Below are 20,700 nucleotides of genomic sequence, written 5' to 3'. Positions count from 1 at the left end.
GCTGCATCACCTATGCTCTTCTCACCCTGACTGTGCTGTTCGCAGTCCCTGCTCCGATTATGGGAGTAACTTTGGCAGCAGCGAAGGCTTCAGGATTTATTCCCTGTGTTGAGAAGTGCTTCATGTTCAGAAGCCATTTTCCTATTCTGCCTCCGGTCTGGGCATATACATAGAGAACTCCCTTCCTAACTCTGGTTGTTAATCTAACCTCGCATTGGGCCTTGACTCCGGGAATGTCTAAGCTTTCGAGCTCTATCGTGTCTCCATCCCTTATTCCAAGTCTCGATGCATCTTCTGGATTCATCCACACTGTCCTATCATCCAAGTACTTGGCAGGCTCGAGTATTGTAGCCTGCTGGCTTGTCAGCGGGCCTTTTGCATTGACGAGGTAGAACTCATTCGAAGCGCTGGGAAGAGTATACGATGGAGGGGATTGCTTTGGAAGGGGATCCAGGCCTGAGCCGAGTGCGGAAAGTGAGTATATCTCCACCTTCCCGCTGGGTGTGCCTAGGGGTGTCTTGTAAGGTCTTGAATAATAGCTCTTCTTCTTCAGAATGTAGAAGCCATTGCTCTGGAGCTGAGCTTTCAGCACGTCAACAGGTATGTTCCACTTGCTGGCAACTCCGGAAATAACTGAATTCTGCACCATTGGAACAAAGTTTGTTTTGTATTTAGAATAGTCTGCATAGTCGTCGCTCCATCCTAGGGCATAGGCTCTTTCAGGAAAGGCTCTCCTAGCTATTTCGAACATTACCCAGAGAACGTCTCTTGGATCAGCATCTGCGGGGGGATCCAGGACTTTGTTTGTCTTCTGTACTACAGCATGTGGCGTCCAAGCAGTGGAAAAAACATCTTCTCTCTCCATAAATGTTGTATCCGGCAAAACATAGTCAGCGTAGTCTACATCATCCTGATATAGGATATTTATGAATACCATGAGCTCGAGGTTCTCGTATGCTTTTATCACCTTGTTTAAATCCATGTCTCTATGCATTGGAGCAGTTCCGATAACGAAGAGAGCCTTGATAGGATACGGATCCCCTTTGATTATGGCATCCATTACAGCATCAAATGTCCCCAGAGTGAGGGGATACTTCAGCTGGTCAACCCTCTTATCAGCAGCATTTGCGAACATGTCCTCCGGCATTTTAGCTCCATAAACCGTCTGCGCATATCTCTTCCCGCCACTTGTAGTTATAGTCAATATGCTTGGAACTCCTGCTGCCTCCTGGAATATGAGACCTCCTACAGCATCTATGTTGCCAACTAGGGCATTGAGAATGAGAATTGATCTCACAGCATCATAGTCGTTTCCGTTCTTGGCAGCATACCAGGTATCATCAGCTACTCCATGATAAATAGCAAATTCTCTAGCTATCCTCCTTATCTTCTCAGCCTCCACTCCTGTTATGCCCTCAGCCATTTCTGGAGAGTACTGTGAGGCTCTTTCCTTCAGCAGAAGGAATGCTGTCTTAACTTGAAGAGAGCTTCCATCCTTCAATGTTACAGTTCCACTGTACATCAGATCGGGAGAAGAGGCGCTTGTGTGTGGAGCTATGCTGCCTGAGGCACTGTCATATACCATGTAGACCGTTGAGCTCCCCCCCTCCTTCACGTCAGCTTCTCTGAGAGGAGAGCCATCTGGCTTTATGAGAAATGGAGCATTGCTGTACTTCTTAAGGAAGGTTGCATCGTAGAGACCCTCCTCTATTATTACGTTGATCATAGATAGAAGAAATGCTGCATCCGTTCCTGGGATAATTGGGACCCACTCAACATCCCCGAAGCCTATCTCAGGCATTCTCGGATCTATAACCACAATCCTCACCTTGCTGTTGTTTCTGAGCCTCTTTATTTGTCCCATGACTCCAGTGCTCACGCTTCTTCCTATTAGAAGAAGATAGCTAGCATTCTCGTAATCCGGGTCCACTGCCATTGGTCCTCCAACACCAAAGATGTGCATCCTGGCCACAGTTCCTGGAACGTGGCACATGCTGACGTGCTGCACTATGTTCGGTGTTCCCAGGAGGTAAGCATATAGAGGGAAGTAGCTAGCCCAGCAGGAGTGATAGGTTATTGCTATTGACCTGTATCCATATTTGCTAACTATGTCCTTCAACTTGGACGCTATCTCGCTCAGAGCTTGATCCCAGGAGATCTCCTCAAGCTTCCCCTCCCCTTTGCTGCCTATTCTCTTCAATGGCCTCTTCAGCCTAAGCGGATTATCGTAGAGCCAAGGGAGAGAGGAGCATCTCCCGCAAGTTCCTGGTTGGGGATGACCTTCTATGGGAACTACTCCAACAGGCTTGCCATCGAGGACACCTATCTTGATCCCACAGTTGCCGCCGCACATTCCGCAGGAGGTGGGAACGTAGGAAGGAATAGGGGTGCTAGTCTTTAAAGCACTACTTCCTGCCTCAGTCTCGGCAATGCTCTCAAGAAGCTTGAGCCCCCCTGTAGGAATTGAGAGAGCCAGTGCAGTGAAAGCAGCTGACTTCAAGAAGTCTCTTCTAGTCATCTTAAGCCTTCCATCATCCTTGGATATTTTTCACCACCTTACACAAATTATTATTATTTTCCAAAAAATTATAACTATCTTAAAGATTTAAAATTTTTTATCTGTTCATTAAAGACAAATATATATAAAGGGGAGATTTTTCTCGGGAGGTCTGTCTAATGCAGAGAAGAAAAATTCCGCTTAAACTCATAGAATTGAGCGAGGCTCTCTCCCTTGGAGAGAGATCCTTCTCCTCAACTCGCTTCGAAGAGGAAATAAGCGTTGAGCTTGCAATGAACAGAATTCTGGCTGAGGAGCTCAGATTCCCAAGAGACTTCCCGAGCAGCGACATTTCCTTCTATGATGGATTTGCTCTTAGGAGCGAAGATACTTTCAATGCATCTCCCTCCTCCCCAGTAATTTTGAGAATTGTTAAAGAAATCACATCGGCTGGGGAATGTGTGCTGATAGGAGGAGGATCCCCTGTGCCTCAGGGAGCTGATGCTGTTCTGAGGCTCGAGGAGGCAACAATTGATGGAGACAAGCTTATTGTTAAGAAGCCCATCCCAAAGGGGGAGGGGATCGTTAGAAGGGGAAGCGATGGAAGGGGAGGGGAAATTGCAATTCCTTCTGGAAGGATCCTTAGAGCCCAAGACCTAGTTCTCGTTATGGAGCTCGGGAGATCGAGATTAAGGGTTCTCAGGAGGCCGATAATCGGGATAGCAGCTGTAGGAAGCGACCTGATCTCTAGAAAAGCCCAGGGAATCTCCTATCCTGACAGCTACTCATTTCTGCCCTTCTTCCTTCTGTCTTCCTATGGATTTGAACCTCATCATATTGGTATATTTCCAGATGATGCTGAAAAATTAGCTAACTCCATCTCCTCCCTTTCCTCTTTTTATGACGCGATTATCCTTGTTGGTGGAGCATCTGTTGGAGAGGATGATCCCTGCCACGATGCGCTTCTCAAAGCAGGAAGAATTATTTTCCATGGCATAAAGGTGAGTCCAGGCAAAGTAAGCGGTATGGGGATTGTTGGGGGAAAGCCTGTTTTCCTTGTTCCTGCACACATCGGCTCGGCTATGGCCTCCCTTCTCCTCATAGTCATACCATTGCTCAGCAGTGCTTTCTATGGAACCAAAGATCCCTACCTGAAGCTTAGGGCGAAGCTCATGAGAGGTGTTGAGGGGAGGCCAGGGGTGCTCACATTCAGAACAGCTAGAGTTGAATATAGAGGAGAGTATGTGGCAGAGCCCATATCCAAGGAGTATGGGGGATCTCTGTTCCTCACATCAATAACCAGAGCAAACGGCTTCTTCCTCATTGAGCCTGGAAGAAAATTGAACGAGGGGGAAGTGATAGAGCTAAAGCTCTTTTCACCTCCAGAAGCCCTTTCGATCCCTCTCATGGAAAAGAGCAAGGAGGAGGCATGATAATCATGAGGATTGCCACCATAACTGGCAAGAAGAAGTCTGGAAAGACTAGGCTTGCTGAATATCTGGCCTCGTCCCTTTCTAGGAGATTCTGCATTGCCTTTGTCAAGCACATACACCATCCTGGGGAGCTCCTGGATAGAGAGGGGAGCGATACATATAGGTTGACAAGAGCTGGAGCTGTGACCGTGGTGGGCGTTTCACCTGATGCCCTGTTCCTCAGGACTAGAAAGAGCGAAGAAGATATAGACACTGCATTGAAGCTCATCCAAGATGCTTCTCCAAACTGCGACCTTATACTCATCGAGGGCTTTTACAGAAAGCTCTCTGCCAGAGAGGGGATAATAAGAATCTATGTTTCGCAGAACGAGGAGGATGCTCTATCCATTGCAGCTCAGGATCCCAGGCCATCGATCATATACTGCGAAAAATGCAGCTTTGACAAGGCTGGAGGAATACCTGTAGCTAAACATCCGCAGGATATCCTTGTTCTTCTAGAGAGAGCTCTAGAACGGGAATTTTGAAATAAAAATTCACACAGGCATATTCCCATGCTTTTTCGGAGGGGTTCTGACCCTCACTTCCCTCTTTGTAGATAGGACTTCGAGAGCCCTGTAGAGCCTTTCCCTCGTTTCTCTCGGCAGGACAACATCATCTATATACCCTCTAGCTGCTGCCATGTACGGAGTGGCCAGCTTCTCCTTGTATTCCTGTGTTATCTTTTCAAGAAATCTCTTTCTCTCCTCGGCATCCGCTATCTGAGAGATTTCTTTTCTGTAAAGAATCTCCACTGCTCCTGAAGGCCCCATCACAGCTATTTCAGCAGTTGGCCATGCTACAACGTAATCTGCTCCCAGATGCCTGCTCCCCATGGCTATATATGCTCCTCCGTATGCTTTTCTTAATATAACAGTGAGCTTTGGAACTGTAGCTTCGCTATATGCGAACAGTATCTTTGCTCCATGCCTTATGATTCCGCCATGCTCCTGTGTAGTTCCTGGCATGAATCCTGGAACATCGACGAATGTTACTATGGGAATGTTAAATGAATCGAGGAACCTGACGAACCTAGCTATCTTATCACTTGAGTCAATGTCCAGGGATCCTCCCATGTAGTTTGGCTGATTTGCAACTACACCTACAGTCCTACCCCCAAGCCTCGCAAAACCGACAACAGCATTTGGAGCCCAGTGAGGAAATATCTCGAAGAAGCTGCCTCTGTCGAATACCTTTTCTATTACCTCCTTCACATCATATGGCTTGTCAGGATCATCTGGAAGAAGAGCATCAAGCTCCTGGTCCTGCCTCTCAATGGGATCCTCGGTCTTTATGTATGGGGGGTCCTCTGTATTGTTGCTTGGAATGTAGCTAAGGAGTTTTTTTATTAAATCGAGAGTTTCCCTATCATCCTTTCCTACAAGGCTGGCTATGCCGCTCTTTGAAGCATGAACCTCAGCTCCTCCAAGGGACTGCTCGTCAACTTCCTCTCCTAGAGCGGCCTTGACTACCCTTGGACCAGTTATGAACATGTAACTTGTCCTATCCGTCATCAATATGAAGTCCATGAGTGCTGGACTGTAAACGGCCCCCCCTGCACATGGACCCATTATGGCTGCGATCTGGGGAATAATGCCGCTGGACATAACGTTCATGTAGAATATGTCCCCATACCCCTTTAGGCTGTCAACTCCTTCTTGAATTCTAGCTCCTCCGCTATCATTCAGAAATATCATTGGGGCTCCTACACTCAATGCTGTTCTCATGGTTTTTACTATCTTCTCAGCCTGCTTCTCTCCAAGGCTTCCCCCCATGAATGTGAAGTCCTGGGCAGCTATGAATACAGGTCTCCCTCCTATCCTTCCGAAGCCTGTTACTACGCCGTCTCCAAGTCCATATCTCTTTTCCATTCCGAATCCAGTTGCTCTGTGAGTCACAAACATGTCGATCTCTGTGAAGCTTCCCTGGTCGAGGAGGTATTCTATTCTCTCCCTCGCAGTCATCTTCCCTTCCTTGTGCTGCTTATCTATTGCCTCTCTTCCTCCTCCTAGAAGTGCCTCTTCCCTTTTAGAAATGAGCTGCTTGTAAAGCTCCTCTTTTCCCATCCTATTCACCATCCATATCTCCGTGCATAAATTTTTAAATTTTTTATCTTAACAAAAGATTATTAATTTTGCCTTTACGCTCAAAAAAGTCACATGAGAGCAGAGAGATATAGAGCAGCAACTATAGCTGTGGTAATAACTCCGGCAACATTTGGACCCATTAGCTCCATTATCATGTAGTTTTCCGGGTTCAGCTTAAAGGCGAGCTTCTGTGCTAGCTTTGCGGTTGTGGGAACGCATGACACTCCAGCCACTCCAAGTAGGGGGTTCAGCTTTCCCTTGCTTATATAGCTCAATATTATTCCTCCTATCATTCCTCCAAGGCTGGATAGGAAAAGCGCTGTAATTCCTAGGAGTAATATCTTTCCAACAACTGGATCCATTATATCACTGCTGGTTGTTGATACTCCAAGGACGAGAGCCAGAAAGAATGTCGAGACGCTCAGAATGACTTCATCCAGCAGCTTCACATATCTCTCATTGCCAACCTCCCTTATCAATACTCCAATGAAGAATGCGAGGAGTAATGGAGAAGCTGATGGGAATATTGCGCTAAGCAGCACTGGCACTATTATTGCAAAGGCTATCTTTTCAGCTTTTCCGACCTGAACGCTAGATGGAGGCATAATCCTAGATGCCATAGACTTCGGTATCACTATTTCAGCGAGCTTCTCGTGATACAGATATAGCAAGCTCAGATACAGATAACCTACAACGGTTATAGGTATGAAAAGCTCCGGTGCTAGGACTGTTGAGGAGAACAGCACTATTGGACCGTCTGCCCCTCCTATTAGTGCTACGGATGCAGCCTGCTTCGGGGTAAGTCCCAAATAGGTAGCAATTGGGAATGTGAAAACTGTTCCCAGCTCTGCGAAAGCAGCCAGTATCATGCTAACATATGGACGGGCTAACAGAAAAGATATATCCGTCAAAACCCCTATTCCCATGAAGACTAGAGCTGCGATGAGTCCGGTCATGAATGTGAAATTGTAGATGGGTTGAAGCCAGAAGTACTGTATCCACTCATACCCGGTCAGGTTCCAGGCAACATGCGGATTGTTGAGCACTACTCCATTGACCTTCAGCGCTAGATAGGCAGCATTTGCCGAAGCAACTCCAAGACCAAAAGGTATCATTATCAGGGGCTCAAGTATTTCCTTGATCCCACCATAGATGACCAGTATTCCTCCAACTATGAGGAACAGCCTTATGAGAATTTCTTCTGTTGGAAGTGATAATAGGGGTATTGCCTGTGAGAAATCGATTGGAATCATGTTATTTCTTCCCTCTGCTCATGACCCTTCTCAGGAAAATCCTGATGGTATCGATTATGAATGCTATTGTCAGTGATATAACGAAGAGAGCTATGTAGACCAACACAGCAAATAACCAAAGGTTCATGGCTTATCCCTTCTAGCTCACTCAACTAAAAGTAGGGGAGCTTCTTTCTGAGCAAATTGACCGGGCTTAACGTATATTGCCTTCACTATCCCAGACCTGTTCGACCTTATCTCTATGTCCATCTTCATTGACTCTATGACAACAACTGTTTGACCGGCCTCTACACGCTGTCCCTCAGCTACCTTGATTTCCTTAACCTTACCGGGAACTCTGTTGAGCACAACTCCCCCTACAGGTGGAGCTGGTTGTGAAGATGGAACTGTAGTTATAGGAGATGGGGTCTTAGGGACTGCTGCCTGTGCTGAAACTTCGGGAGTCTGAACTGGAGGAGTTAGCTGGGAAGCTGATGGGGCCTCTCTCCGAATTGTTTCATTTTTCTCTGCACGGGACTGGGCAAACGCTTCGACGCTAACGCTCAGCCTTGTTCCCTCAACTTCAACCTCGATTTTTCCTTCCTTCTCTCCCAAAATCCTCACGATGTATTCCTTACCGTTGACCCTTACCTTATACTCGCTCAATCAATCTCACCTCACAGCTAGGAATGAATTTTCTCTCTGAAATGAGGATCCTCCCTGAAATGGGGATTCATCCTCTCGCTCATGACCCATCCGCTCACAGCAACCGAGGTCTTCGAGATCATGTTTTTCATGAATTGAGAGGGAGCTTCTGTTTTTTCCTTCTTCAAATAAGAATGCACGGCTACCACAGCTGCTGCGAGCAACTCTGGAGAAATTAGTGCTTTGGGCTCCGCTGGTGCTGCTGGAGCTATGGGGACTTGCGGTGGCTGTGCCGGAGGGGCTTCCGCTCTCTGTGCTTCTCTGCAAGGCGGACATGCGAGCCTTATTACAGCAAACAGGGCTCCTATTATGATGAAAACGATTATGTAGCTAATGAGATTCGACGTTGAAGGCCCTGAGCCCGGGTCAGCAAGACTCAGCATAAATGGGTACAGGCCAAGCATTAAGCCCACCATACTTAATTCTCCCTAATTCCTAGATCCAAGAGGATTATATAGTTTTTATCATTAATTTGCAACAAATATTTGCAAAATCTTTTCATTCCTCTCCAATTGGAGGCATAAGAAGGGACTCCGGCTTGAACATTCTGAAGGCAAGTGCGTAGAGGAGTGCAGTCTCTCCTAAGAGGAGGAGAAGATGGAGCGCCAAGGAAAGCATTGAACCCTGAACATAGGACAATAGAACCATGACACTGTTCATGTAGGGGATCAGAAGGAGAGGGTAGTAGGCATATGATGGGAGCCTGCTCACATCTGCTAGAAGGGCAAGGAAGAATATTATAATTGCCAGCCCAGTTACTGCTGCAGTTGTAGCATTTGCCCCCCTGGAGCTCCTCGAGCTTATTATGAGCGGGGAGACCATAGCGCAGGTGGCAAAAGCCGTTATTGCAACATCCAGGCTGTGCACTGCTATAAGGCCCAGGTCTAGAAATACGCCTCCGCCTCCAAAAGCCAATGATATGAGATAGAAATATAGAACTACTCCTGCCACATCTGCCGCTCCTGCCAATATACCTATTATACTGCTCGCCATGATCTTTCCTCCGAGCAGAGACTTCCTGCTGACTGGGAGGGAAAGAAGGGACTCTATCGTCTTCCTCTCTTTTTCCCCCATAATACTGTCAACCATGTAGCTCAGTGCGGGGGTAGTCACGAAGAAGAGGGCAAAGGCAAGCATTCTTGCAGTGTAGTTGAGCTCCTCAGCATTTGGAGGAGCCTGTCCGCCCCCGGAAACATATGAGCTCTGCTTGACCCTAACCGGCTGCATTATTACCTCTGGGGCTGCCGTCAAATTGGCTTCCTTCAGTAGAACCTCGATCCTCTGCTGTGCTATTGAGGATGAGAGATAGCTGACAGCGCTGAAGAAGATGCTCTGAGCAGTATCGGCTCTCGCAGTGTCTGCTCTCTTGAATCCCTCCAGATAAGCAACATAATCAACACTACTCGCGTTTTTTCCGAAGCCAGGTGGGATGTAAACAACATAGTCGAGCAGCGGATTCTTCAATGCACTCTCGAGGCTTCCCTCCTCATAGATCTCAGCTCTCTGACCAGAAGCTTGAGCTGAGATGAGGATCAGCTGTTTCAGTTGATCCTCAATTTCACTGGATATGCTGCTCCCGTCCCCATTGACTAAAGCAAATGCTATAGGCTGCGTCCTGTAAACTGCGAGCGTTACTGCTCCGAGCAGTGGAAGCGAGAGAAGAGGGAGGATAACAACAGCTATCAATGTCCTCCTATCCCTTGATAGATCTTTCAGCTCCTTCCAAAGAACTGCATAGACATCCATGGAGAGCTTCACTTCCCTTTTTCAAGAATTTTTACGAAAGCCTCCTCAAGATCTCCTACACCCTGCATTTCCACGATATCCCTTGGCCTCCCATCAGCAATCACCTTTCCTCCATGCATGAGAACAACTCTATCGCAGAGCCTCTCCACCTCCAGCATGTTGTGACTGCTCATTAGAACTGAGATCCCCGTCCTCTCTGCATGTTCCTTAATTACCCTCCTAACCTCAACTGCTGAAAAGACGTCCAAGCCGCTCGTGGGTTCATCCAGCAAAACGAGGGGAGTTTTGAGCATTAAGGTCCTGGCAAGGGCGATTCTTCTCCTCATACCCTTGCTCATCACCCCAGTTGGTCTATTCAAATCTTCTCCGAGGCCTGCAAGCTTGGCCCCTTCCTCCGCAATCTTTAGAGCCTTTTCTCCTCTTCCAAAGAACATCATTGCATAGAAGAGTAGGTTCTCCCACCCACTAAGCCTCTCGTACAGGCCGGCATCCTCAGGAAGATAGGCAACCATCCTCCTCGCCTCATCACTTCCCGCAGGTCTTCCAAATACCAATGCCCTCCCCTCATCTGGAGAAAGGAGACCAGCAGCTATTCTCAGGCTCGTGGTTTTTCCAGAGCCGTTTGGACCAAGAAGAGCAACAATTTCTCCCCTTCCAACGAAGAAGCTAACGCCATTGAGAGCAATTTTCTTGGAGAAGGTCTTTCTAACACCCTCGAAGCTGAGGGCGCTCTCAGGCATCGGCATATCACCAGCTTTTGCCCTGCCGACAACACTCCGAATCACAGTCCCGCTTCTCTCGGGTCTACTCGGAGCTCTCTCTCGGCAGGGCAGTTAATATTTTCATCACACAGGTTAAAATGCTTCGGCTCATCAGGTTTTTAAACAGCTTAGCTCAGAACCTCCCCTCCTTATCGCTTTTTCCTTCCCACCTTCTGTAGAGAGAGTGCTTCAGTCCGAGAGTGTCGAAGACTTTTCCAACAATGAAGTTCACCATGTCATCTATGCTCTTTGGCCTTATATAGAAAGCAGGCATTGCTGGAAGAACAATAGCTCCTGCCTCGCTGACTCTGAGCATGGCTCTCAGCTCCACATAGCCAAGCGGGGTTTCCCTCGGAACCAGAACGAGGGGTCTCTTCATTCTCAACGCGTTCAATGAGGTTCTGACGATCAAGTTATTGGAAATGCCATATGCTATCTGAGCAAGGGTCTTCATGCTGCAGGGAACAACTATAACTGCTTCGTCCATATTGCTGGAGCTCGCTATTGGAGCATCCAGATCTCTATCCCTGTAAACTTTCATTTTTCCAGTGCTTCGTTTCGATAGATCTTCCAGGATATCCTTCAGATCCCTGCCTATCTCGTACTCAGCCACTTTCTCAGCACTGCTGGTGTAGATAACAGAGACATTCATTCCAGAGGCAAGAAGCTCTTCCAAAGTCCTTATTCCATATACTATTCCGCTGGCCCCTGTTATTCCAATGGTTACAGAATTCATATTGAGCACCCAATGTTAAGGAGAGATTTCCCTGCTCAATGGTATTATTTTTTTCCGCTGAAAACTTTTGTTTTACCAGGATCAAATTTATTTTGTAATCTCACGTTTATTTTTGATTGCAGTATTGGTGAATGTTTTGATGGGGAGAAAGAGATTTGTCAAGAGGGGGGTTTCTCCAATAGTTGCAACCCTCCTCCTGATTCTCATAGCAATAGCAGCTGCAGCAGTTCTGTATGTGTGGGTCAGCAGCCTCTCATCTTCTGCAACACAGTTCAACACGGGAAACGTTGGTTCCGCTATATCCATAGATGCTGCTGATCTGAGCACGACTGTTGCTAGTCTCTACGTTAGAAACATAGGCTCCTCTGACTTAAGCGGATCTTTCAGCATCTATGTGTACAATCAGAGCGGGTCTCTCATTGCTAGCGGGCAGTCCGGGAGCATAACAATAAGCTCGGGACAGGTGCAGCAGATATCTGCCTCCCTAACACCATCTGGAGGAAACACCATAACTCCAGGAAAGGTCTACACAATAAAGGTTGTTGCCCCAACAGGAGCTAGCGCCATCATATCTGTTACGGCACACTCCTGAGAAAGAAAGCTTCTTTTCATAAATTTTTGCGTTCTTTTATTTTTCCTCAAAAATTTTTCCTCAGCATTACTATGATTCCCTTAATGCTTATCGCTTTCACTCTTAGCTGCTGTGAGAATTTGAAGTGCTTCTGCAATACAACTAGTGCCTCCTCATCCTTCGAGGCAACTCTATTCTAAGCTTAGCCCTTGCTTCTTCGCCTTCGAAGTCGATCCTGTACTCCTCAAGCTTTGCTGTTATTCCCTCATCCTCTAGCAGAATCCTGAAGTCCTCAATCCAGTCATCGACTCCACAGGTTCTACAGAAGCTTCCAACAATTTTAATCTCTGCTACCCCTTCCTTTTCATCTATGCTAACTATCTCAGCAGTTGCCTCGGGCTTTCTATAGAGGTTGTATTTTTCTCTGGCTCTCTCAAGAACGTCCTTCAGGGACATTCTAATCACGCTTACTGCTCAATAATATGCACTAAATTGAATATTTAGCTCTTAGTTACTGTAAAAGCTTTTAAATAGCTCCAAGAGCTCTCTGCCGAAGAATACTCATTATTATAGGAAAACGTCATTTATTAAAGCATTTAAATACTTCCCTGAAAAGAATGGGAATTGTGGGAACTATGGAGAGATGCTTTATCATAAACATAGGCTTTCATTCAGATGTGGGGCTCAGGCGCATAAGTGACAGCTATGTGAAAAAAGGGGAAAAAATTATAATTATTAGTGGTCCTGAAAATCCTACATCGCTTAAGGCCATAGAAGAGTTCAAACATTTTGCTAGCAAGCTTGGTCTTGACAACAATCTCGTGACGACAATTCATATGAACTTTGACAGACCATGGGAAAGCATAGTGAAGCTCACAGAGGTAATTAAGAAGGAATGTGGGGACAGACATCTAATACTTGAGCTTGGAGGAGGGATGAGAGGCGCATCGGTTCTCGTTCTTCTTTCTGCTTTGGCATCTGGGCAAAAGTTCAGCATCGAGAGCGCCATAGAAGGCAGTCCAGAAACTCTTCGAATACCATATGGTTTTATAGACTTTATAATAAACAGATTCGGTACAAAGGATGGAGAGATCCTAGAGGCAATTCTTGAGTCTCCTAGGGCATCATACAAGGAAATTGCTGCTAAGCTGCACATTGGGGAGAAAACAGTTATCAATAGGATTTCCAGATTGAGAAAGATCGGCCTCGTTGAGAAGAGGGGAAGGGGATACCCAGCCCTAACACCTTGGGGTGAGGCAGCAGCTCGGCTGAACATGCTTCCTGAGAGCAGTGAAATCGAATAGTTAACCTTTCTCAATGGATAGATTGGAGCTGATAAGAAGCACCATACATGGGTTGTTCTTCTGTTCGAGAAAGGGCTGGAAATATTTAATGAAAGACACCCTGCATTTTTCAGAAGCGATGAACAGTTTGCTTTCAACGCAGACCTGGTGGGAGCACACACCATATTGAGAAAGACAAAAAGCATATCCCCGGCCCCCAGGGCAGAGAGGAGGTCAGTTTTAACTATGCCCATGCGACTTGATCCAGAATCCTGATATTTTTCCCTCCTTTCAGAAGGAAGAATGTTTTGCAAAACATTTCTTTCAGGGAGCGAAGAGAATGGTGGACTCGAATGTTGATGCTAATCGATTGAGAGAGAGAAGCCTCATGTCAGCTTTATAGAAAAGCTAGTCTGTTGGATAGGATTTTTGGTTCAGACTTTGGAAATATAAAGGGGAAAAGAATAAAAGGATATTTTGCGAAAGCATGATAACAAGCATTGATCCTTCAATATCGACTCCTTGATCGTTTCCAGCCGTCATTTTCTGGCTGGAAAATAAGTTCGACGTTTGCGAGAGAGTGCGTGATTATGAATTCAAGCAATTCGAAAAAAGCTAGCTCAATAGCAAAGCTCAGGAACTCAATAATATCCCTAGTTCCGCAAGAAGCAATGATGACTTCCATAGAGTTCGAGGGGCCAGAAATAGCTATATATGTGAAGAATCCCGGCATACTGTTGGAACAAATGGGGGTAATAAAGGAGATAGCCAGGACGATAAGGAAGAGAGTGGTCATAAGAACCGATCCAGAAATAAGAAAGCAGAAAGAGGAAGCTAAGAAGACTATAATGGAGCTTGTCCCAAAGGAGGCCGAGATAAAGGCAATTGAGTTCGACGATGTCCTCGGGGATGTTATAATAAAAGCAGAGAAACCTGGTCTTGTTATTGGAAAGGGAGGAAACATAAGGAGAGATATAATAATAAGGACTGGCTGGAGGCCAGTTATAATAAGGGCTCCACCAACTTCTTCCAAAATTCTCGACGGCATTCTATCACAGCTCATAGGAGAAAGTAGCTACAGGAAGAGCTTTCTAAGAAGCATAGGGGAAAGAATTCACAGGGATCCTCTTTTCAAAACAAGGGGGGTTAGAATAACAGCTCTGGGGGGGTTCCAGGAAGTTGGAAGATCTGCTATTCTCGTTGAAACGGAGGAGAGCAGAGTGCTCCTGGATGCAGGAGCGGGCCCAGGGGCAAACAGCTTTCCTGATATGGCTCCCAGATTCGACGTTGAGCAGCTCAGACTGGAAGAGCTAGATGCTGTTGTCATATCCCACGCTCATCTGGACCATGTTGGAATGCTTCCCCTACTGTTCAAATATGGCTACAATGGTCCCGTCTATACCACGAAGGCTACAAGGGATATAATGGTCTTGACTCAGCTGGACTATCTCGATATAATGACCAGAGAGGGTAGAATGCCCCCATACACTCAGAGGGAGGTTAAGAAGGAGATTCTCCATACGATAACGGTCGACTACGGAGATGTTACTGATATAGCTCCAGATGTGAGGCTGACTCTCTATGATGCTGGTCACATATTGGGATCGGCAATGGTTCATCTGCACATAGGAAACGGACTACACAACATAGTATACACGGGAGATTTCAAATATGCTCACACGAGGCTACTGAGCAAGGCAGTAGACAAGTTCCCGAGGGTTGAGACCCTAATAATGGAGAGCACATATGGAGAAACAAAGCTTCCCTCGAGGAGCGAGGCTGAGGCAAATCTTCTCTCCATAATAAAAAGAACTGCAGAGAGAGGAGGAAAGACTCTGATTCCAATAATGTCCGTGGGAAGAGGGCAGGAGATAATGCTCATAATATCTGAGGCTTTGAAAAGTGGGGCTCTTCAGCCAATGCCTGTCTACATAGAGGGAATGGTAACGGAGGTAACTGCAATACACACTCACTATCCCGAGCTCATGTCTCCAAGTGTCGAGAGGGCAATACATTCAGGTGAAAATCCTTTCTACAATGAGAATTTCATTGTTGTGCAGGATAGAGACATGAGGATGGAGATCGCGGAAGGTGGACCATCTGTCATACTAGCTACAAGTGGAATGCTAAACGGTGGACCGAGCGTAGAGTATTTGAAGCTACTAGCAGAGGATCAGAGGAACTCCCTGGTCTTCGTGAGCTTCCAGGTTGAGGGGACATTGGGGAGGAAGATAAAGGATGGGCAGAGAGAGCTAATGCTGATGAACAGCGAGGGAAAGCTGGTTCCTCTGAAGATAAACATGGAGGTTCACTCCGTAGAGGGGTTCAGCGGGCATAGCGATAGAGGGGAGCTGCTGTCATTTCTTGAAAACATCGAGCCTAAGCCCAGGAACATTGTACTGAATCATGGAGAGCCCTCAGCAATTGCGCAACTCGCCTCAGCCATTGAAAGGAAGAAGCACGTGCTCAGATGGCTCTCTGGAGCAAGGATATATGCTCCCTCGAACCTGGATTCCCTGCTCCTTCTATAGCTCCTTCCAGAGCTTGTCTCCAATATGGTGGATGTTCTCTGCAACCTTTCCCTTCTTCATGGACGAAACTTCCTCGGAGGAGAGGAGTGATCTCATTACTGCTATGGGAATTCCTCTCTCTTCCTCAACAACTAGTACTATTGAACCCTTTGGAAAGCTTCCCTCGATCTTCACAATGCCTGGAGCCATAAGGTCTGCTCCATTGGCTATTGGCTTCACGGCCCCCATATTAACTACTATTCTCGGTATGGAGGGCTTTTGTCCGCTGCTTTTGAGGAGCCACTTGAGAAGCGGTATTGGCTCATTGTCGAGAATGCAAATTGCTGGAGTTCCATTAAATATATAGCACTTCGTTTCCTCATCCTCCATAACCTCGACGCTTTCCGGAAGGGATGATATCTTGAGCTTCTTTTCTAGAAGCAAAAGGAGTTGCTCTCTATCCTTCTTTGAGAGGAAGTGCCTCTTCATTTTCACAATCAGCTCGGCTAATGTTTATTAATTCGTTATGAGCGATTAAAATCCTTGAGCATTGTTTGGCTCGTGCGGTGAGTGTGATGAGTGATACTGCCCAAAAAATACTGTCGAACTCTGTAGGACAGATCGTGCTTGTTAAGCTGAAGGGAAATAAAGAGGTTAGGGGGAAGCTGAAAAGCTACGATCATCATCTGAATATAGTGCTCGAGGATGCGGAGGAGCTGTACCCGGATGGCCAGCCAAGGAAGCTTGGAACCGTGATAATAAGAGGAGATAATGTAATAATTGTCTCTCCTGCTTCAGGCCTGTGAGAGGGTGAGCTTCAGTGGTAAAGGGAACAACATCGATGGGGAAGCACTCGAGGAGCTACACGCATATAAGGTGCAGGAGATGTGGAAGGCATAGCTTCAATGTTGCCAAGGGTTACTGTGCAGCATGTGGCTTCGGCAGGTCGAAGAGAATTAGAAGGTACTCTTGGCAGAGCAAGAAGATAAACGGAATTAGAGTCGTCTAGCAAGAACATATTTGAGCACTATCTCGTTTCCACATTCGCAAATTTTGTGCTCTACCAGCTTCAGCTCAATCCCAGGAAATCTGAAGCCCTCGCCAGACACTGGAGAGTACTTTGAACCTCCAAGTATTCTGGGAACTATCGTAATATAGTATTCATCTACAAGTCCCTCTCTGAAGAAATGATAGTTCGTCTTCCCTCCCCCCAGCACAAGAATTTTCTCCAGCCCCCTCGATTCGAGCAAGGCAACAACATCCCTGGCGCTTATTCTACCATCTCTCTCCTCCATTGCTACTACTTCTGCTCCAATCTCCCTCAACAAGCTAGCCTTCTCCTTCTTTTCCTCAAGAGCTCCCTTCTCAGCCATCACAATTAGCGGCCCCCGTTTCGATGAGTAGATTTTTCTTGAGGGGTCTGTTCTGAGTGAAGGATCTATAATTGCTCTAAGGGGTCTACCCCTAGAGCCTGGAGGCATGAAGGAGATATCTGTGTTCATCACAGTTTCCGCTCCTATAACTATTGCGTCAGCCCACCTCATGTGTGCATAGAGCCTCTCCCTCTCATATGGACAGAGAGGATACCACTCCCCCTCCTCATCTGCTGTTTTTCCATCTGCTGTCATGGCCATGGATATGCGTATTTGCACTTTTACCCCCTCTAGTTTATTAGTTGCACGGAGAAATAAGAAAGTTGGTGAGGGAGATTGCCGGAGTTCTGGATAGCTGACCTGGAAAAAAGAGATGAGGGGAAGCTTCAGCTGGAGTGGGCAGAAAGGAACATGCCGGTACTGGTTGGGCTGAGAAAGAAGTACGAGGGGAAAAAGCCCCTGAGAGGCTTGAGAGTTGCTGCCTGTCTTCATGTAACAAAGGAGACTGGAGTTCTGATTAGGACTCTGAAGGCTTGGGGAGCGGAGGTATACTTGGCCGCCAGCAATCCTCTATCAACACAGGATGAGGTTGCTGCTGCCTTGGTTGATGAGGATGTCAATCTGTTTGCGAAAAGAGGCGAGAGTGAGGAGGAGTACTTCAGGGCTATCTCTATAATTGCAGAGAGCTCTCCAGACATTGTAATCGATGATGGAGGAGATCTTCATGCTTACCTTCATGAGAAAGCTAGGGATAAGGCCGAAAGGGTGAGGGGGGGAACTGAGGAAACCACAACTGGGGTAATGAGGCTGAGGGCTCTGGAGAGGGAGGGGTTGCTCCTCTACCCAGTGATTGCAGTGAACGATGCATTGACGAAGCATATGTTCGACAACAGGTATGGTACTGGGCAGAGCACAATAGATGGGCTCTTGAGAGCAACGAACATGCTTCTGGCTGGAAAAGTACTTGTGGTTGCCGGGTATGGATGGGTTGGAAAAGGCATAGCAGCCAGGGCAAGAGGTATGGGAGCAAGGGTGATCGTGACGGAAGTGGATCCTGTCAGAGCCCTGGAAGCTGCTATGGATGGCTATGAGGTAATGCCCATGGCGAGAGCTGCCGAGCTAGGGGATGTTTTCATAACGGCTACGGGCAACAAGGATGTGATTGTTTGGGAGCATATGAAAAAAATGAAGGATGGAGCTGTCCTGGGGAACAGCGGACACTTCAATGTTGAGGTTAGCGTGAAGGAGCTGGAGGAGAACGCTGAGGGGTGGAGAGAGGTGAGGAAAAACCTCAGGGAGTACAGAGTAAAAGGTGGAAAGAGGCTCTACCTTGTTGGGGAGGGAAGGTTGATGAACCTAGTTGCGGCAGAGGGGCATCCCAGCGAAGTTATGGATATGAGCTTTGCAAACCAGGCACTTGCGGTAAAGCTGATTGCTGAGTCGGAGAGATTGGAGAGGAGGCTTCTTAGTGTTCCCAAGGAAGTTGATTATGAGATTGCATCAATGAAGTTGGAGGCGATGGGAATAGAAATTGATAGGCTGAGCGAGGAACAGAGAAAATATGCAGATTCATGGAGGCTGGGATGATTGCAGGAAAATATGGAGAGCATTTTTGAGGAGATAAGGAGATCGCTGGATGAGGCAGATGCAGCTAGGGAGGAAATGCTCAGCCTTGGAAGGGAAGTCGTTAGGCTCTCAGGGAGGGCTATAACAAAAATGATAGCGGGGGAGGTAGAGAGAGCTGAGGAGGAAATGAGCAGGATGAGAGAGGCTTCCTCGGAGCTCCTAAGGAAAATTGAGGGTCATCAGGAGCTGCTCCGCTCTGCAGCAATGGATGGATTTCTCGCGGAGTATGTTGAGGCAGAGGCTCTATACCATGTGCTCAAGGAGAGGAGGATCCCATCTCCAAGAGAGTTGGGGGTTGGGCCTGTTCCCTATGTTCTAGGTCTCGCCGATCTCATAGGAGAGCTGAGGAGACTCGTACTGGAGGAGGTCAAGAGGGGGAACATGGATGCTTCCTGGATGCTTCTGAGAGTCATGGAGTATATCTTTTCATTGATATCGACGCTAGACTATCCTGATGCAATACTTCCTGGGCTAAGGCACAAGGTTGATGTTGATAGAAGACTCATAGATGAGACCAAGTTCTTCCTTGTTGATATGGAAAGCAGGAGGAGGTTAGAGAAGGCGCTGAAAGAGGCGGTGGTGCGGGCTGAGGAAAGGAGTGCTACTGAGCTTTGAAGAAGTGAAGCACTGCACTGTATTAGAGAGACTGAGCAGATTCTCGGTCACAGTTTCAATGGATGGGAAGTTTTTCACTGCTTGGTTAAGCAACAGTGGAAGGCTGAAGGATCTCGTGTTCCCAGGAGCGGAGTCTCTTTGCTTGAAAACATCTGGAGAAAAAACTAGAGCAAGGATCCTGGCATCGTTTGGGAGGTCTGGAAGGGGTGCAGTATTAGTTGATACGAAAGTGCAGGAAAGAGCGTTCGAGGCTGCTCTATCTATGGAACTCATCCCCTTTCTGAAGGGATGCAGGATAGATAGAAGGGGGGCAAAGGTTGGAAGATCTTTGCTCGACTATGAGATTGAGTGCAGGGAAGGGAGGATGTTTGTGGAGCTCAAGAGCGCTGCCGCTGAAAGAGGAGAAGGTTCTGCATGCTATCCAGATGCTCCAAGCATTAGAGGGAGAAGACATGTAGATGAAATGATCGAAATTGTAAAAAATGGAGGGAGGGCTGCTATAGTTTTTATTGCCCCTTTTGATTGGGCCAAGGAGTTCAGGCCATGCTGGGAGATCGATGGGGAAATGGGAAAGAAATTGCTGATGGCCGAGAGCTCCGGGATCTTGATAAGAGCCCTTTCCATGGGTATCAGATTAGTTGAAGAGAAGAGAGCTGCGGAGATATTTATTTCCTCGCCCTCTATTCCTGTTAGGCTTGGCTAAAGGGAAAAACAAATATAAGGTAATTTTTAGAAAGTTATTTCTGCGGGCCCGTAGCTCAGCCCGGTCAGAGCGCCCGGCTCATAACCGGGTGGTCGAGGGTTCAAATCCCTCCGGGCCCATCACGCTTTCCCAAAACGCCAGTTCAAATTCGGATGTTTTTCTATATATCTCCTTTGCCCTCTCTCTATCCAGCTCTCCTGCATGCGATGCTGCTTCTTCCAGCATCTCCTCAAGCCTATTAACGTATTTTTTGAAGTCATCTGAGGACCAGTAGGAAATGAGATCTGCATATGGATTTTTCCGCATATCTGTGTTCTCTTTCACCCACTTCCAGGCCTCATAGTATGCCCTCTCCTCGCAATATAGGGCCGCTAGTCCTTCCAGATAGGATGATGTGTGGGCTACAGAAAGAAGGAATGATACGTAAGAATTTGTTATTAGGTTCTCCTCCTCCCTGAGCGCTGCTCCGAGCCTCTCTGCAGTGTTTTTGAACATTGAGAGCTCCCTGCTTATTCCGTGAGTTGCCTCCAGGAGAAAGAGCATATGGCTGTCGGGAGCTCTTGAGGCTAAGGCTAGCATGAATCTTATTGCACCCTTAACAAAAAGGTAGTCCTGGGAAAGCCAGGTGAGGAACTCCTCCCTTTTTATGCTCCCATCTGCTACTTTTCTAAGAAAAGTATGCGGAATGAACTTCCTCCAAATGTGAGCTGAAGATTCATGCATTTCACCAACGAAGCTCAAGAAGATCCCCTCATTCTGCATATATAGCTTCAATTATATATAAGC

General features: G+C 47.0%; 22 protein-coding genes and 1 tRNA gene. 11 read left to right on the top strand and 12 right to left on the bottom strand.

Going from position 1 to position 20,700, the window contains the following annotated elements; genetic code table 11:
• Positions 1-10 precede the first annotated feature (10 nt).
• A complete protein-coding gene (locus QXR92_01175) occupies positions 11-2,518 on the bottom strand; it encodes a molybdopterin-dependent oxidoreductase (GenBank protein ID MEM0318623.1) in 2,508 nt (835 codons plus the stop codon).
• Between the two features lie 158 nt (positions 2,519-2,676).
• Here QXR92_01175 and QXR92_01170 point away from each other — a divergent pair, with 158 nt between their 5' ends.
• On the top strand, positions 2,677-3,930 hold the full coding sequence (locus tag QXR92_01170; protein MEM0318622.1) for a molybdopterin molybdotransferase MoeA: 1,254 nt from the start codon (positions 2,677-2,679) through the stop codon (positions 3,928-3,930).
• On the top strand, positions 3,927-4,454 hold the full coding sequence (locus tag QXR92_01165) for a molybdopterin-guanine dinucleotide biosynthesis protein MobB (GenBank protein ID MEM0318621.1): 528 nt from the start codon (positions 3,927-3,929) through the stop codon (positions 4,452-4,454). Before QXR92_01170 ends, QXR92_01165 begins: the two co-directional genes overlap by 4 nt.
• Before the next feature lie 9 nt (positions 4,455-4,463).
• Here the strand turns inward: QXR92_01165 and QXR92_01160 are convergent, their stop codons facing one another.
• From QXR92_01160 to QXR92_01125, 8 genes are all read right to left on the bottom strand, one after another.
• Positions 4,464-6,032, bottom strand: a complete 1,569-nt coding sequence (locus tag QXR92_01160; protein MEM0318620.1) for a carboxyl transferase domain-containing protein — start codon at positions 6,030-6,032, stop codon at positions 4,464-4,466.
• Between the two features lie 89 nt (positions 6,033-6,121).
• On the bottom strand, positions 6,122-7,306 hold the full coding sequence (locus QXR92_01155; GenBank protein ID MEM0318619.1) for a sodium ion-translocating decarboxylase subunit beta: 1,185 nt from the start codon (positions 7,304-7,306) through the stop codon (positions 6,122-6,124).
• Between the two features lies 1 nt (position 7,307).
• On the bottom strand, positions 7,308-7,433 hold the full coding sequence (locus tag QXR92_01150; protein ID MEM0318618.1) for a hypothetical protein: 126 nt from the start codon (positions 7,431-7,433) through the stop codon (positions 7,308-7,310).
• 17 nt (positions 7,434-7,450) lie between these two features.
• The gene (locus tag QXR92_01145) at positions 7,451-7,951 is read right to left on the bottom strand and encodes a biotin/lipoyl-containing protein (protein MEM0318617.1); all 501 of its coding nucleotides are present in this window, start codon (positions 7,949-7,951) and stop codon (positions 7,451-7,453) included.
• 17 nt (positions 7,952-7,968) lie between these two features.
• Positions 7,969-8,394, bottom strand: a complete 426-nt coding sequence (locus tag QXR92_01140) for a hypothetical protein (GenBank protein MEM0318616.1) — start codon at positions 8,392-8,394, stop codon at positions 7,969-7,971.
• A 94-nt stretch (positions 8,395-8,488) separates the two neighbouring features.
• Entirely contained in the window at positions 8,489-9,736 is a 1,248-nt protein-coding gene (locus QXR92_01135) for an ABC transporter permease subunit (GenBank protein ID MEM0318615.1), read from the bottom strand.
• An 8-nt stretch (positions 9,737-9,744) separates the two neighbouring features.
• Positions 9,745-10,476, bottom strand: a complete 732-nt coding sequence (locus tag QXR92_01130; GenBank protein MEM0318614.1) for an ABC transporter ATP-binding protein — start codon at positions 10,474-10,476, stop codon at positions 9,745-9,747.
• A 154-nt stretch (positions 10,477-10,630) separates the two neighbouring features.
• The gene (locus tag QXR92_01125) at positions 10,631-11,233 is read right to left on the bottom strand and encodes a UbiX family flavin prenyltransferase (protein ID MEM0318613.1); all 603 of its coding nucleotides are present in this window, start codon (positions 11,231-11,233) and stop codon (positions 10,631-10,633) included.
• A 139-nt stretch (positions 11,234-11,372) separates the two neighbouring features.
• Between QXR92_01125 and QXR92_01120 the strand changes: the two genes are divergently transcribed.
• Positions 11,373-11,825: an archaellin/type IV pilin N-terminal domain-containing protein gene (locus QXR92_01120; GenBank protein ID MEM0318612.1), complete on the top strand. Its 453-nt coding sequence runs from the start codon at positions 11,373-11,375 to the stop codon at positions 11,823-11,825.
• Positions 11,826-11,966: 141 nt separating this feature from the next.
• Here the strand turns inward: QXR92_01120 and QXR92_01115 are convergent, their stop codons facing one another.
• Complete coding sequence (locus QXR92_01115; protein MEM0318611.1) at positions 11,967-12,260, bottom strand: hypothetical protein; 294 nt, start codon at positions 12,258-12,260, stop codon at positions 11,967-11,969.
• Between the two features lie 179 nt (positions 12,261-12,439).
• Here QXR92_01115 and csa3 point away from each other — a divergent pair, with 179 nt between their 5' ends.
• Both csa3 and QXR92_01105 read left to right on the top strand, forming a co-directional pair.
• Entirely contained in the window at positions 12,440-13,108 is a 669-nt protein-coding gene (gene csa3, locus QXR92_01110; protein MEM0318610.1) for a CRISPR-associated CARF protein Csa3, read from the top strand.
• A gap of 569 nt (positions 13,109-13,677) precedes the next feature.
• Complete coding sequence (locus QXR92_01105) at positions 13,678-15,618, top strand: beta-CASP ribonuclease aCPSF1 (protein MEM0318609.1); 1,941 nt, start codon at positions 13,678-13,680, stop codon at positions 15,616-15,618.
• On the opposite strand, the gene QXR92_01100 is transcribed toward QXR92_01105, so the two are convergent.
• Positions 15,613-16,086, bottom strand: coding sequence for a DUF1947 domain-containing protein (locus QXR92_01100; protein ID MEM0318608.1), 474 nt, complete (start codon positions 16,084-16,086; stop codon positions 15,613-15,615). The genes QXR92_01105 and QXR92_01100 overlap by 6 nt on opposite strands.
• Positions 16,087-16,172: 86 nt before the next feature.
• Between QXR92_01100 and QXR92_01095 the strand changes: the two genes are divergently transcribed.
• Both QXR92_01095 and QXR92_01090 read left to right on the top strand, forming a co-directional pair.
• Positions 16,173-16,403: an LSm family protein gene (locus tag QXR92_01095; protein ID MEM0318607.1), complete on the top strand. Its 231-nt coding sequence runs from the start codon at positions 16,173-16,175 to the stop codon at positions 16,401-16,403.
• Positions 16,404-16,417: 14 nt separating this feature from the next.
• Positions 16,418-16,606: a 50S ribosomal protein L37e gene (locus QXR92_01090; GenBank protein MEM0318606.1), complete on the top strand. Its 189-nt coding sequence runs from the start codon at positions 16,418-16,420 to the stop codon at positions 16,604-16,606.
• On the opposite strand, the gene QXR92_01085 is transcribed toward QXR92_01090, so the two are convergent.
• Positions 16,593-17,249 carry a RibD family protein gene (locus QXR92_01085; protein MEM0318605.1) on the bottom strand — a complete coding sequence of 219 codons (657 nt, stop codon included), beginning with the start codon at positions 17,247-17,249 and terminating at the stop codon, positions 16,593-16,595. The genes QXR92_01090 and QXR92_01085 overlap by 14 nt on opposite strands.
• Before the next feature lie 57 nt (positions 17,250-17,306).
• On the opposite strand from QXR92_01085, the gene ahcY reads away from it, so the two are divergent.
• The 4 genes from ahcY (at position 17,307) to QXR92_01065 (ending at position 20,033) form a co-directional block, all read left to right on the top strand.
• Positions 17,307-18,557: an adenosylhomocysteinase gene (gene ahcY / locus QXR92_01080; protein MEM0318604.1), complete on the top strand. Its 1,251-nt coding sequence runs from the start codon at positions 17,307-17,309 to the stop codon at positions 18,555-18,557.
• Positions 18,558-19,211: a hypothetical protein gene (locus QXR92_01075; protein MEM0318603.1), complete on the top strand. Its 654-nt coding sequence runs from the start codon at positions 18,558-18,560 to the stop codon at positions 19,209-19,211.
• A complete protein-coding gene (gene sfsA, locus QXR92_01070) occupies positions 19,195-19,914 on the top strand; it encodes a DNA/RNA nuclease SfsA (GenBank protein MEM0318602.1) in 720 nt (239 codons plus the stop codon). The genes QXR92_01075 and sfsA overlap by 17 nt, the downstream gene beginning before the upstream one ends.
• Positions 19,915-19,958: 44 nt before the next feature.
• Positions 19,959-20,033, top strand: a tRNA-Ile gene (locus tag QXR92_01065).
• The last annotated feature ends 667 nt before the right edge of the window (positions 20,034-20,700 follow it).

The organism is Fervidicoccaceae archaeon (genome assembly GCA_038734945.1).
Taxonomy (GTDB): domain Archaea; phylum Thermoproteota; class Thermoprotei_A; order Sulfolobales; family Fervidicoccaceae; genus ARK-14.
Note: the sequence above shows the minus strand (reverse complement) of the source record. Positions and strands in the feature narration are given on the sequence as shown.